Origin of the sequence: Arthrobacter sp. ISL-48 (assembly GCF_018613805.1) — a bacterium.
GTDB lineage: Bacteria > Actinomycetota > Actinomycetes > Actinomycetales > Micrococcaceae > Arthrobacter.
In genome coordinates this window covers 55,811-68,209 of the sequence record NZ_JAGGPL010000024.1, presented here as the reverse complement: position 1 = coordinate 68,209, position 12,399 = coordinate 55,811, and the positions used below count along the sequence as shown (strand labels likewise).

Sequence of the window (12,399 nt, the reverse complement as noted above, 5' to 3'; positions counted from 1 at the left end):
GTGGTATTTCCTCAAGATTTAGTCAGTATTCAAGAGCATCAGCGCCGGTCAGCCTGGGGATTATGCGCTCGGGGCTGCCGAAGAGGACGTGGCGTGGTCAGCGCGAAGGCGGGACCTGCCGTCGGGCCGCATACGCGAACAGCGAGGTGGTGGCGACCGTGGCCAGATACCCGGCAATCACAATGAGCGAGATGCCCGCCCAGAAATAGTTGGTGGTGCTGTCCTCCCGGCCCGGGCCCGGCGCGATCTTGGCCAGCGAATACACTGCCACCGCGGCAGAGGCGAGCCCGATCACCACCGGTAAAGTGACCCAGATTTTCGCGGATCCCCAGTGCCTGCCGAAGCCTTCCCACACGTTCCACCACCCGTGGTAGCGCAGGATCAGCCAGCCGGCGGGGATCATGAAGGCGCCCACCAACAGGAAGGCTGCGACGACGTCGGCCGGGCGGTGCCACTGGTTGATCAGCGTGGAAACTCCGGACGCGATGGCAAAGGTGCCTCCGACGAACCCCGCCATCGGGCGCCAGCGCGGGGATGCCATCAGGAACACCGCCGCCGCCGCGGACGCCGCCAGCGTGGTGTGCCCGGACGGCAGCGAGTTGAGCTCCAGCGTGATGACACCCTTGTCGGGGCGGGCCGGGAGCACATCCTTCAGGATTTGGGTAGCAATGTTCGCTCCGATGCACGCGGTCACCGCGATCCCCGCGGCGGCCCAGCGGCGCCGGATCACCGTCACGAACAGAACCACGACGGCGGCCATCACCAGCGAGATGGTGGGCAGCCAGTCCAGGAACTGCGTGGCTGCCTTGCCGGCGGGACCGTGGATGTCCACGGCTTCGACCAGTGCGGACTCGTCGATGAACTGGCCCGTAGTGGTCTGGACGAAGTAGTAGTACGTGGCGATTAGCCCCACGATGCAGGCCAGCGTGGCGAACGCAAACATAAAACCGGAGCCCGGGGCGGGTCGCTGCGAAGCCCGGGCCGGAGCCTGTCGTGAAAAGGTCATCAGTTAAGGGTGTCACAGAAAGCTGGGAGGCGCCTTCGGGCGTGCAGCCTCTTGGTGCCGGGCCGACGTCGGGAATTCCCCAGGTTTGGGAGGGGCAACCGCGTGTCGGTTTCCGCGATCGGCCGATTCCGGCGGTTTCCTGGAGCTCCGGAAATCCAAAGCTGGGGAATCCCAGCCCCGCGGAATCCCGGACGCCCGTGCGGACGTCCCGCAGGGTTCCTCAAGGTTCACCGACGAGTATTGTCGGCTACAGGTATTGTCGGCTACAGGCCACGTGCTTCCCCGGCCCAGGGACTGCGCAGGTGCGGCCCGGCGAAGGAGTCTGCGGATGACCCAATTTGTTGACGGGATCCTGAACGTTCCGCCCATCCTCGCCTACGTGCTGGTTGCCTGCCTGGTGTTCGCCGAGGACGCAGTTTTCGTGGGATTCGTTTTGCCCGGCGAGACGGCTGCGGTGCTGGGTGGTGTGTTGGCCAGCCGGGGAACCGTCCAATTGTGGCTGATGATGGTGCTGGTGGTGATGGCGGCGGTCATCGGTGACTCGGTGGGATACGAAGTGGGCAAACATTTCGGTCCGCGGTTTCTTGACCTGCGCGTCTTCAGGACGAAACGCGGGAAACTCGACGAGGCACAGTCCTTTCTCCGCCGCAAAGGAGGGGCCGCCGTTTTCCTGGGACGGTTCGTGGCGTTCTTCCGGGCCGTGATGCCCGCGCTGGCAGGGACAGCCCGTATGCCTTACCTGCGTTTCCTCGCTTTCAACCTGGCCGGGGGCGTTGTCTGGGGCACAGGTTTCGTGCTCCTCGGCTTCCTGGCAGGTAATTCCTATGAAGCGGTGGCCAAGGCCGCAGGGCGGGACATCGCCGTCGTGATCGGCGTGCTGGCAGTGATCGCCCTGGTCATCTGGCGCGTCCGAAAGGCCCGCAAGGAGCGGAATCGCCAGGAAGGCGCGGAAGCCAGCTGACACCCGGGGTCGTAGGCCCCTCAGCGCGACCCCTCAATGGTGGGCGCCGCCGTCGTCCGTCTTGATCCGGTCGTTGCCGGTGAGCCGGGGGATACTGGCCGCCGCGATGAGAACCGCGAGGGCGCCCAGGCCAAACGGCAGGCTGGTGAGGGTGGCTATGCCGCCAACGAGGAGGGGTCCGCCGGCGTCGCCGAGTTCGCGTCCCAGCTCGGCGGAGCCCATGGTCCGGCCTATCCGTTCGGGAGGAGTGGTATCCGCAAGGTGGGCAAAACCCAGCGGGGTGGCCATGCCGACGCCGGTACCGATGGCCGCTGCGGCGATGAACAGGGTGGCCGGACCTGGGATCAGTGCCAGGATGGCGACCCCGCTGGCGGTGAGCAGGAGTCCGGCAGTCATGCCTTGGGTGTCGCTGATGCGGCGCAGGTCGCGGAGCTTGCCGGCCCGTGGCTGGATCAACAACGAGGCGACAGCCAGGACGCTCACTGCCGCCGTTCCGGCAATGGGGTCGAGTCCGTGACGGGTGGCCAGCGCGGGAAGGAAACCGATTGCTGCTCCGAGCGCGCCGGTTGAGGCTGCCAGCACCACGGTGGGTACCAGGAATCGGCGCTCGGTGACCTGGCGGGCGAGGTCCAGTACGGTGTAGCGCTGACGCGGGAGTGGTTCCAGATGCGGCACGGCCACCAAAACCCACACAGCCGTCACGGCGGCCAGCCCCGAAAGGACACCGAACAGTAAGGCAAAACCGCCGGCGAGAATCAGGCCTGCCCCAAGGAGCGGCCCGATGACGTAACCGAGGCTCTTCCATGATCCGTACCGGCCAAAGTAGGTACCGGCGTTCTTCCCCGCAGCCAACCGGGCGACCATGGCGGACGACGCCGGCGAGAAGGCTGAGGCGGCGGCACCCTGACCCAGCCTGGCCAGGCCCAGTATGAGGGGGTTGGCCGCCCACAGTCCGATCAGCGAGAGCGCGGCAAAGCCCACGAGGCCGCCGACGATAACGGGCTTGGCGCCGATCCGGTCACTGAGTCCACCGAAGACCGGCTTGAGGAAAACCTCGGAGACGTCATACACGGCGAGCAGGATGCCCAGGTTGAGGATGGTCAGGCCGATGTTCCCGCTCTGCGCGCCCAGGCCCGTGGCAATGCTGTGCGCGCCGAAGGCTGTGACGAAACCGGCAGCGTATAAGGGGGCTGACGTTCTCCGAGCGGTGCTGGCCGGGGCGGGCTTCATGAGACTGATGGTAACGCCTGCCGCGTATTCGCTGCGGAGTTCGCGGCCGCGGGGGATCCATCAGTTCATTCAACTATGTAAGAATATTCTTATGAATGCAGATAGCGTATGCGGCAGGAACCTCGACAGCGAGTACGTGGAACTGGCAGTGGAAGTATTTGCCATGCTTGCCGACGCCACTCGAGTGCGCCTGATCCTGGCTCTTCGAGACGGGGAAAGGTCTGTCAACGATCTGTCCGAGACGGTGGGCAAGTCCCAGGCATCAGTGTCCCAGCACCTAGCGAAAATGCGGCTGGCGCGGATGGTTTCCACCCGGCAGGCGGGCACCCGGGTCTATTACCGGCTGGAAAACGAGCACGCCCGGCAGTTGGTCGCCGACGCGATCTTCCAGGCAGAACACTCGCTGGGCGGCACACCCCGCCATCACCAGCCCGGCGCGGAAACGGGAGAGGACGCATGAGTCAGACACGGAGGCACACTCACAGCCACAGCCCCGCTTCGCTGCAGGAGCAGGACCACGGGCACTCCCACGACCACGGGCACTCCCATCCTGGTGGGCTGAAGAGCTTCCTCCACAGACTGTTCGTGCCGCACAGCCACGACTCCGCTGACTCGGTGGATGACGCGATGGAGTCCTCCGCCAAAGGCATCCGCGCCCTGAAGATATCCCTGGCCGTATTGGCGGTCACCTCCGTGCTGCAATTGGCTGTTTTCGTGTTCAGCGGTTCTGTGGCACTGCTGGCGGATACGATCCATAACTTCTCGGACGCCCTGACCGCTGTGCCATTGTGGGTGGCGTTCGCACTGAGCCGCCGCCCAGTTACCCGCACGTACAACTACGGCTTTGGGCGGGTCGAGGATCTGGCGGGTCTGTTCATCGTCGCGATGGTGGCGCTCTCGGCAGTGGTGGCCGCCGGCGAGTCGGTCATCCGGATGCTGCAGCCTCAGCCCCTCCACAACCTTGGCTGGGTGCTGGCGGCTGGGCTCATCGGCTTCGCAGGCAACGAGATTGTCGCCGTCTACCGGATCCATGTCGGCAAGGAGATCGGCTCCGCCGCCCTCGTCGCCGATGGGGTACATGCCAGGACCGATGGCTTCACGTCCCTTGCCGTCGTGGCCGGTGTCATCGGCGTCTGGCTCGGATTCCCTTTGGCCGATCCAATCATCGGCATCCTGATCTCCATCACAATATTTGTCCTGCTGTGGGGAACTGCCCGGGACATCGGCCGCCGACTCCTCGACGGCGTCGACCCGGCGCTGCTGGACCGCACGGAAGAAGCCATCCAGTCTGTGGCTCCCAGGTCATCCACCGTCAGGCTGCGCTGGAGCGGGCACCGGCTCCAGGTCGAGATCCACCTCCCGGCCGATCCGGACTGGAACTTGCCTGACCTGACTGCCCTGACAAAGGACCTGGAGGAAGCAGTCCGCCGCAATATCCGGAACGTCGGAAGCGTCCTGGTGGTGGTGCGCTAGCTGTATTGCGATGCCGGCCATGCTTGCCATTCACGTCTGTCTATCGCCAATGGTCGGACCGGTGGATCCGGACCGTTCAGAAACGTAGATCGCCGCCGCGGAGGCAAGGGCTAGAACCGTCCAGAACCAGAGAAGGTGCCCGGCGTAGTCGACCTCAAGCACAGTGGTGCTTCGGGCTACAGACTGCGCCTTCAGCAGGATTCCGGTTATGAGGGTCACCACGGTACCGGTCATGAGTGCTCCGCGCAGCAGCGCGACAGAGGTGGGCCGCAGCCCGAAGCTCAAGCGGGTTAGTCCGGCACCGGCCAGGGTGGACAGCGGAACGATAACACCGTCGTGAAGCAGGAGGCCGACGGCCATCCAGGTCAGCAGTCCCACCAACTCGGCCGGCCCCAGTTGCGTGGGAAGGCCCAGCAGGCCATAGCCGATCAGTCCGGCCCCTGCGAGCCCCAGAATTATTCTGATGGTCTTGACGGGCGTGTCGGCCTTTGGCGTGTTCACAGGATCTCCACGGACTGCAGCCATTTGGTTTGAAGGACACCCGGACGGCCAGGTGCAATGATCCTTGCGGGATAGCCGTGGTCAAGGTCCAGGACGCTGCCGTTGAGTTCCAGCGCCACGAGAGTCCGCTCGTCGCGGGCGTACTCTGCCGGCATGGACATGAGTCTGTAGGCGCCCTCGGGCTCAAGGCTAGTCACGCGCAGTGCCGAGTCCGGAGATGCCCCGACACTGTGGAGCAGGTCCCGCATCCGCACGCCACGCCACTGGGCCATCTGGCTCCAGCCCTCGACGCAGGCGATGGGGAGCTCTTGGCTGAACTGCGGCAGCGCGTGGAGTTCAGCAAGGCTGAACGTCCGGCTGGCCCGGTGATGGGTGACGGTAAGGGACCAGTCCCCGGCCCGGGCAAGACCGGCCACCTTCGCATCGTCCGCGGTCCGGTTCACCGGGACTGACTGCGGTCCGGTATCCATGACCCGCGGGGCGAACAGATTGAGTCGGCCGAGCCAGGAAAAAGACTGGCCAGCTGTGGTGAGCACCAGCACCCCTGTGCTCACGCCCAGGCCGGTAAGGAATGCCCGCCGAGACCACCGTCCCGGAGCTGTTGCGCCCGTCCCCGCAGCACCAGTCACGGACGCTGTCGCAGGGTTTTCGATGGCACGCCCGCGCCAATGGGCCATGATGGAGGGAAGTTTCAAGGCTACGTGCAGCAGCAGCGATCCCCAGATTACCCACGCTAGCCAGTAGTGGGTCTGGCGGAAAGGGAACGGCCAGGGGTACCACTTGTAGGTATTGATCAGACCTGTTGTCAGCTCCAGCAGCGAGGAGGCAATGAACAGCGCGATTGATGCCCGCTCGAGTCCATGGGCCACTGATCGGACCGGTGGCCATTTGAGCAGCTCCGGGTACACGGACCATAGTTTCGCCATCAGCAGTGGGATGGACGCTATCCCGGCCGTGACATGCAGTCCTTGGGTGAACTGGTAGATCCAGACCGGGCGGGTGGGGAAGAACATCCACCCCGGTGGCTCCTGGAGCCCGTGGCTGAGCAGACCGGTGAGGAAGCAGACCGTAAAACTCACGCCCAGCCAACGGCCGACAACCACTGTCAGGCGCGTGCTTCGGGTCGGCGAGGCGAACTTGGCGGCCAAGGCCTCGGTCAGCTTTTGCATACTTAGATATCACCACTTTCCGGGCCGAAACGGGCCGGTCAAACCTTACGAAACCCGGAAGCTTGAAGCACTGGAAGTGCCGCCGGAACCGTAAGCCTTATGCCGCTGCGCTCACCACCCCGCACTGTCGTTGTCGCGGGTACCCCCGCGGGTACCCCCGCGGGTACCCCTCAGTCGGACTGACCACGCAGTGGAGCGGTGGCGAACTCGCGCATGCCTTCGTCAAAGCCCACCGCGGGCGACCAGCCGAGCTCTGCCTTAATCAGCTCCGAGGACGCGGTGATATGCCGCACGTCCCCGAGCCTGTAAAGGCCGGTGACAACGGGCGCGGGGCCGGCACTGTAAGTGCTCAGAGCCCGGGCTACGTCGCCAATGGTGTGCACCTCGTCCGCTCCCACGTTATAGGCGCGGAAGCCCGGCGCGCCGTCCCCGGACACCGACTCGAGGGCGATGATGTTTGCTGTGGCGACGTCCCGGACGTGGATAAAACTGCGGCGCTGGTTGCCGTCTTCGAAGACCCTCGGCGCCTCACCGCGGGCAAGGGACGATCGGAAGAGTGACGCGACGCCTGCGTAGGGCGTATCCCGTGGCATCCGAGGGCCGTACACATTGTGGTAGCGCAGGGCGATGGCCCGGCCGCCGGTGCTGCGGGCCCAGGCTGCAGTGAGATGCTCCTGGCTCAGTTTCGACGCGGCGTAGACGTTGCGCGGGTCGAGGCGTGCATCCTCGGTGACCAACGACGGCTCAAGGACTGCGCCTGTTTCCGGGTTCCGGGGATCGTAGACGCCGGCCCTCAGGTCGGCCTCGGCGCGGGGCCCGGGCCGGACCGGCAGACCCGTGTCGGGATCGGTGTAGGCTCCTTCCCCGTAGACGACCATCGAGGAGGCAAGGACGAGCCGGAGGATGCCGTGGCGTTCCATGGCCGCCAGAAGGACAGCGGTGGCATAGTCGTTGCTGCGGATGTAGTCCGGCGCGTCCGCGAAACTGACTCCGAGCCCCACCTTGGCACTCTGATGGCAGACGGTATCGATTCCTTCCAGCGCCTCACTAACTGCGTCCGGGTCAGCGGCATCTGCGGTCAGCAGCTCCACCCGCGGGTCGAAGGCAGGCGGCTTGGGGTGGAGGCCCGGGTCCAGTGAATCCAGTACCCGCACCGACCACCCCTTGGCGAGTGCGGCGTCCACGATGTGCGAACCGATGAAGCCGGCACCGCCGGTGACCAGCAGCTTCAAAGTACGGAAACCTCACGAACGGCGGGGAGCGCCATGATCCGGTCCACGGCGCCCTGTTTTATCAGCGTGCGTGGCGCGTAGTCATCCCCGATGGCGGCAACGGTCGCTTCGATCACGGTGAGGATGTTGCGCTGGGCATCCTTTATGCGGGCAAAGACGGCGTCGGCGGTGACAGGATCCGAGCCGTCGTGTCCGGTGTCCGAATCCGTAATGAAGGCCAGGTTGGCGAAGCCCATGTTGAGCTCGGCCGCCAGGACGGGTTCGGGGTATTGGGTCATGCTGATGATGTCCGCGCCACCAGTGACATACCAGGCCGACTCTGCCTTCGTCGAAAAGCGAGGCCCGTTTACCACCACCACTGTTCCTTGCGGGACGTAGTTCAGGTCCTGTGCGGCAAGCGAAGCACAAAGCAGTGACCGCAGTGCCGGGCAGAAAGGTTCGGAGGCCGGCAAATGCTGGACACCGGCCGGGGCGACGCCCTCCACCACGGTGCCGTCGAAGAAAGTATCGGAACGTCCCCAGGTACGGTCGATCAGCTGGTCGGTGACGACGAACGTGTCGGGCCCGAAGCCTTCCCGCAACCCGCCCACGGCCGACGACGAGATCACCGCCTGGACCCCGAGGCTTTTGAGCGCCCAGAGGTTGGCCCGGTAGTTGACCTTCTGCGGCGGCAGGGAGTGTTCCCCGCCGTGGCGGGGGAGGAACGCCACGGTCCGTCCGGCAAGGTGCGCCAGCGTCACAGGGCCCGACGGCGGCCCGAAGGGCGTCTCGACGTCGACAGTGGCGTGGACGGTTGCGCCGGGGAGCCGGTAGGTCCCGGAACCTCCAATGATTCCGATGCGCGCCGTGCCTGGGCCGGAGGACGATTGCTCCATAGGGTCATCCTGCCATTGGTGTGAGTGATTCTGTGGCACGAACGGCGTGTTCAACGCGGTTCGCGGGTGCGGTTTGGTACCTGGGCCTCGATTGCAGACCCGGCGGCCCGCAGGATCTCGGCGCGGTGTCGCAGCCACGCCCCGGCTGCGACCGCAAGGGCGGCGGCGATCAGGAAGCTCTGGTTGATCGGCTCGCTGTAGGGGGCGGCGGACGGCACCATGTAAATGGCATCCAGGGCGAGGATCACGGCCACGTACTCCCAGCGCCGGCTCAGGACGATGAACGGCAACAGCATCAGTGCATACCAGGGGTAGTTCGGGCTGACAATGAGCAGCGTGATTCCGATCATGACCGTCTGCTGGTCCCAAACGTTTCCGGGCCGGGTCCGCCGGAGCATTGTCAAGGCGACGACGGTCAACGCGGCGGCGCTGAGCACCGGCGGCCAGGGGCCGGCGGAGACGAGCTGCGCGAGTCCGAACCGGATGCCGCTGCTCTGGCTGTAGCCCTCTTCCTTGAGATAACCGGGCAGGAAGCCCAGGACACCTGTACCGGCGGCCGCCAGATAGGGAGCATAGAGCAGTACGAACGTACTCAGGGCCGCGGCGATAAAGCGTGCCGGGCGCCGGAAAAGCAGCGCGGGCGCGGCGATGACCGGAATGAGTTTGGTTGCCATCGCGGCCCCGAAAGCCACTCCGGAGCGCAGCGGCCTGCCCCTGACCAGCAGCATTCCTGCCGCAAGGATAAGGGCTCCGCCCAGGACATCGACGTGGGCGTTGTTCACGGCTTCGAGCTGCACGAATGGGCTCCAGGCCCACACAGCAGCCAAATACGCGGGCCGGCGGCGGCGGGACAGGACGCGGAGCAGCATCAGCGTTACGGCCACGCTGATGCCCAGACCGGCCAGCTGGAAAGGCTGGTAACCGGCAGTGTCCGGGACCGCCGCACGCACCGCAAGGAAGTAGATTTCGGCGGTCGGCGGATAGATCGTGGGCACCTGGGGTCTGTTGATCGCCGTGCACAGCGGGCTGCCGGAGGGAAAGCCGGAAGAGGCAACTGACTCGGTCCCGAAGAGGTCGCCGGGGCAGACAGTCCTTCCAGCGGAATCTGACGAGCCGGGGGCGAACAGCCACGGGGGCCGGAGGCTGCTCAACGTTTCATCGAGCGGAACATACGAATACGGCGAGATACCGGCTTTTTGGACGATCCCGTCCCACGCGTACCGGGCAGAATCGTTGCTGGTCCGGGGCGGCGCGCTTGCCGCAACCAGGCCGAGGAGAACCGTGCCGGCGATGACCACGGCGGCTACCCGGTGCCGCGGTATGTGCCGCAGCGTGCGGACAGCCGCGAGGAGAACCAGCCAGGAAAGGCACGTCCCAACTATGGGCGCCGATTCGAACCCGTTGCCGGGGAGCACCATCCAGCACATCAGGGCCGCTTCCAGCGAAAGCAGAGACGGAAGAACGACAAACAACCTGAACCTGGCGCTGGCGCCGTCGGGTGTTATTACTGCACTGGGAGCCACCCTTGATCCTGCCTCATTCCTGTTCGAGTCCAGTCCATGTACGCCCTGCAAATTCTGCCGTTGGTTTGCCGTGGTGCCGGAGCTGCTCCCGGCTATCCCTGTCAGGGGATTGAACGTGCCTGCCCAGTCTGTGGTCTAAGCCAGCAGAACACCCGGCCCTGAACGTGCCGGATTTCCGTCACGATCCAGCCGGTGGCGTGTGTCCGAATCATGAGACCGGCAGCGCCGGTCCGGGCCCACGAGAACGGTTCGCTCCGGTTCCCGTGCCAGTCTTCCAATACAGCCGAGTAGGCGGTATCGATGTCCTCGGCGTCTACTTCCACCAGGAGCGTCCCGGACGGTGCGATGACTTGGCGGCAGCGACGCAGCAGGGACGTGACGCCTCCTCCGATGCCGATGTTGCCATCGAGCAGGATGACCGATTGCCAATGGCCGCTGTGGGGTACCGCGGCGAAAATTGACTGCTCCAGTGCATGGACTCCCCGGCCGCAGGCCCGGCGGACTGCTTCCGCGCTCGTATCGATGCCCATAGCGGCGAGGCCCAGCTGCCCGGCCGCAGCGAGAAGCCGGCCCGGACCGCAGCCCACGTCAAGGACCGGCCCCCGGAGACTCCCCAGCAGGGACCGCTCCATGATGCTGGCCTCTGCGCACCAGCCGTGAACATCGAACTCCACGAGGTTTCCCGGAGGGTTGTCGCTGTCCGGACGCAGCGTCAATTTGCCGTATCCGTCCTGTAGCGCCAGCGCGTATGGCTCGCGGTGGCCCTGGCCGAAGTGGACCGCCGGCGCTACCCCCGGTGCTGCCTCCGGCGCTACCCCCGGTGCTGCCCCCGTGGCCGTCACCGTACTGCTCCGGCATTCAGCAGTGAGCCGTCCAGCCGGCCCTCGGCCTCACCCACGGCGTATGAGAAGTCCGTGTCAGGAATCTGGGCAGCGATCTGCAATGCGTCGCCGAAGTCGTCCATGTCCCTCAGCTCGGGAAGCAATCCGGTACTGAGCCCCGCACCGGAGAGCCTGCGGAGCTGCCGTGATCCGGTCGCGCCCGTGGACATCGGCACGCCCCGGATCAGGGCGCCGTCGGGCTGGCGCAATGCCAGGGCCCAAAACCCGCCATCGGTTGCGGGGCCCATCCACGCCGCGTGGCAGGGTGCAGCTGAGGACCAGTCCTGGAGCAGTGGAGCGAGGTGGTTTCGCGAAAGTTGTGGCGTATCCATGCCGATTATCAGCAGCGGGCCGGATACTGCATCGCAGATGGCGGCGAGCCGTTCGGCCAGGTCTCCGGACGCCTGCGGCACCACAGTGAATCGCTCCGCGTCCCTTCTGCCCGGCGTACCTTCCATGACTAAGAGCCGGTGCCGCGCCGGGAGGGAACGGACCGTGTCTAAGGTGCGGCTGAGACTCAGTTGTGCCAGGGCGGCGGCGTCCTCGCGCGTCAGGGGAGGACTGAGCCGTGTCTTGACCCGTCCGGGCAGGCACTGCTTGGCAATAACTGCCACTGTCAGATCCATTGTGTTCCTCATGCGGGTTCTTCGCTGCCGTTGACCTTGCGGACCGGTCCGGAAGCCGAAGCCGCCGCGGCAGCCTTGAGCTGTGCTGACATGTCCCGCACCGCCGTCAGAGTTCCGCGGACCGTGCCGGTCACTTTGGATCTGCCGGTGCGAGGGGCGTAGGGCACGGGGATTTCCATGATCCGCCAGCCGCGTTGGCTCGCCTTGAGGAACATCTCCAGCGGGTATCCGCTGCGGCGGTCCTCCAATCCCAAGGACAGGAGCTGGAGACGGTGCGCTGCCCGCATGGGTCCGAGGTCAGTCACATGTTCCCGGGTCAGCCGGCGCAGCCGCCACGCCAACACAATATTGGCTATGCGGGCATGCGGGGGCCAGGCCCCGCGCTGCGGCTGCCGGCTGCCCAGGACCAGATCCGCTTTGCCGTCCATGATGGGAGCCAAAAGCGTCGGCAGTTGAGCCGGGTCCAGGGAACCGTCACAGTCACAGAACGCCACGAACTCTGCCGTCGCCGCCCGCAGGCCGGCGTGCGCGGCCGCCCCGAACCCCCGCCGCTGCTCCGTGACGACGGTGGCACCCAGACTGGCCGCGAGCTCGGCGGAGCCATCGGTAGAGCCGTTGTCAACAACGATGGCCCGGTATTCCTCCGGCATGCGGGAGAGCACCCATTGCAGGGCGTCCCGCTCGTTCAAACAAGGAAGAACGACGTCGACGATGGCTCCGGTTATTGCGGTCACCTTTCCAAGGCTAGTGTTCCGACGTCTTTGCTTTGCCCGTCAAACCTTACGAAACCCGGACACTTATAGCCGCCGAAAGTGCCTCGGAACCCGGGGACTACATCGTCCCTTCAGCCTGACCTACACAGGTCGACCTCCGTCCTCGACATCTTGGCGTCTCGGCTGAGAAGGTCTAACCTCACAGCCAG

At 65.6% G+C, this 12,399-nt stretch carries 13 protein-coding genes; 3 read left to right on the top strand and 10 right to left on the bottom strand.

Translation table 11 applies throughout. The features are described 5' to 3' along the window. Window positions 1–97 precede the first annotated feature (97 nt). A complete protein-coding gene (locus J7E83_RS19585; protein ID WP_214965537.1) occupies window positions 98–1,006 on the bottom strand; it encodes a phosphatase PAP2 family protein in 909 nt (302 codons plus the stop codon). A 328-nt stretch (window positions 1,007–1,334) separates the two neighbouring features. On the opposite strand from J7E83_RS19585, the gene J7E83_RS19580 reads away from it, so the two are divergent. Then, entirely contained in the window at window positions 1,335–1,967 is a 633-nt protein-coding gene (locus J7E83_RS19580; protein WP_214965535.1) for a DedA family protein, read from the top strand. A gap of 33 nt (window positions 1,968–2,000) precedes the next feature. On the opposite strand, the gene J7E83_RS19575 is transcribed toward J7E83_RS19580, so the two are convergent. Beyond that, entirely contained in the window at window positions 2,001–3,197 is a 1,197-nt protein-coding gene (locus tag J7E83_RS19575; protein WP_214965533.1) for an MFS transporter, read from the bottom strand. A gap of 91 nt (window positions 3,198–3,288) precedes the next feature. On the opposite strand from J7E83_RS19575, the gene J7E83_RS19570 reads away from it, so the two are divergent. Next, window positions 3,289–3,657: a metalloregulator ArsR/SmtB family transcription factor gene (locus J7E83_RS19570; RefSeq protein ID WP_214965531.1), complete on the top strand. Its 369-nt coding sequence runs from the start codon at window positions 3,289–3,291 to the stop codon at window positions 3,655–3,657. Continuing rightward, window positions 3,654–4,670, top strand: coding sequence for a cation diffusion facilitator family transporter (locus J7E83_RS19565; RefSeq protein ID WP_214965528.1), 1,017 nt, complete (start codon window positions 3,654–3,656; stop codon window positions 4,668–4,670). Before J7E83_RS19570 ends, J7E83_RS19565 begins: the two co-directional genes overlap by 4 nt. Before the next feature lie 30 nt (window positions 4,671–4,700). Here the strand turns inward: J7E83_RS19565 and J7E83_RS19560 are convergent, their stop codons facing one another. The 8 genes from J7E83_RS19560 to J7E83_RS19525 form a co-directional block, all read right to left on the bottom strand. Further along, the gene (locus J7E83_RS19560; protein ID WP_214965526.1) at window positions 4,701–5,171 is read right to left on the bottom strand and encodes a hypothetical protein; all 471 of its coding nucleotides are present in this window, start codon (window positions 5,169–5,171) and stop codon (window positions 4,701–4,703) included. Continuing rightward, window positions 5,168–6,340: a molybdopterin-dependent oxidoreductase gene (locus J7E83_RS19555; RefSeq protein ID WP_214965524.1), complete on the bottom strand. Its 1,173-nt coding sequence runs from the start codon at window positions 6,338–6,340 to the stop codon at window positions 5,168–5,170. Before J7E83_RS19555 ends, J7E83_RS19560 begins: the two co-directional genes overlap by 4 nt. A gap of 170 nt (window positions 6,341–6,510) precedes the next feature. Beyond that, window positions 6,511–7,572, bottom strand: coding sequence for an NAD(P)-dependent oxidoreductase (locus J7E83_RS19550; RefSeq protein ID WP_214965522.1), 1,062 nt, complete (start codon window positions 7,570–7,572; stop codon window positions 6,511–6,513). Beyond that, window positions 7,569–8,447 carry an MTAP family purine nucleoside phosphorylase gene (locus tag J7E83_RS19545; RefSeq protein ID WP_214965520.1) on the bottom strand — a complete coding sequence of 293 codons (879 nt, stop codon included), beginning with the start codon at window positions 8,445–8,447 and terminating at the stop codon, window positions 7,569–7,571. Before J7E83_RS19545 ends, J7E83_RS19550 begins: the two co-directional genes overlap by 4 nt. 50 nt (window positions 8,448–8,497) lie before the next feature. After that, window positions 8,498–9,970, bottom strand: coding sequence for a glycosyltransferase family 87 protein (locus J7E83_RS19540; RefSeq protein WP_214965518.1), 1,473 nt, complete (start codon window positions 9,968–9,970; stop codon window positions 8,498–8,500). A 101-nt stretch (window positions 9,971–10,071) separates the two neighbouring features. Next, window positions 10,072–10,812 (bottom strand): methyltransferase domain-containing protein, encoded by a 741-nt coding sequence (locus J7E83_RS19535; RefSeq protein ID WP_214965516.1) that lies wholly within the window; start codon window positions 10,810–10,812, stop codon window positions 10,072–10,074. Further along, window positions 10,809–11,489 (bottom strand): DUF2064 domain-containing protein, encoded by a 681-nt coding sequence (locus J7E83_RS19530; protein WP_214965514.1) that lies wholly within the window; start codon window positions 11,487–11,489, stop codon window positions 10,809–10,811. The genes J7E83_RS19535 and J7E83_RS19530 overlap by 4 nt, the downstream gene beginning before the upstream one ends. Beyond that, a complete protein-coding gene (locus J7E83_RS19525) occupies window positions 11,486–12,211 on the bottom strand; it encodes a glycosyltransferase family 2 protein (protein ID WP_311379812.1) in 726 nt (241 codons plus the stop codon). Before J7E83_RS19525 ends, J7E83_RS19530 begins: the two co-directional genes overlap by 4 nt. Between the last annotated feature and the right edge of the window lie 188 nt (window positions 12,212–12,399).

Coding starts and splice junctions, on each gene's coding strand:
- J7E83_RS19585 (WP_214965537.1), bottom strand. CDS start 1,006: ATGACCTTTTCACGACAGGCTCCGGCCCGGGCTTCGCAGCGACCCGCC.
- J7E83_RS19580 (WP_214965535.1), top strand. CDS start 1,335: ATGACCCAATTTGTTGACGGGATCCTGAACGTTCCGCCCATCCTCGCC.
- J7E83_RS19575 (WP_214965533.1), bottom strand. CDS start 3,197: ATGAAGCCCGCCCCGGCCAGCACCGCTCGGAGAACGTCAGCCCCCTTA.
- J7E83_RS19570 (WP_214965531.1), top strand. CDS start 3,289: ATGAATGCAGATAGCGTATGCGGCAGGAACCTCGACAGCGAGTACGTG.
- J7E83_RS19565 (WP_214965528.1), top strand. CDS start 3,654: ATGAGTCAGACACGGAGGCACACTCACAGCCACAGCCCCGCTTCGCTG.
- J7E83_RS19555 (WP_214965524.1), bottom strand. CDS start 6,340: ATGCAAAAGCTGACCGAGGCCTTGGCCGCCAAGTTCGCCTCGCCGACC.
- J7E83_RS19545 (WP_214965520.1), bottom strand. CDS start 8,447: ATGGAGCAATCGTCCTCCGGCCCAGGCACGGCGCGCATCGGAATCATT.
- J7E83_RS19530 (WP_214965514.1), bottom strand. CDS start 11,489: ATGAGGAACACAATGGATCTGACAGTGGCAGTTATTGCCAAGCAGTGC.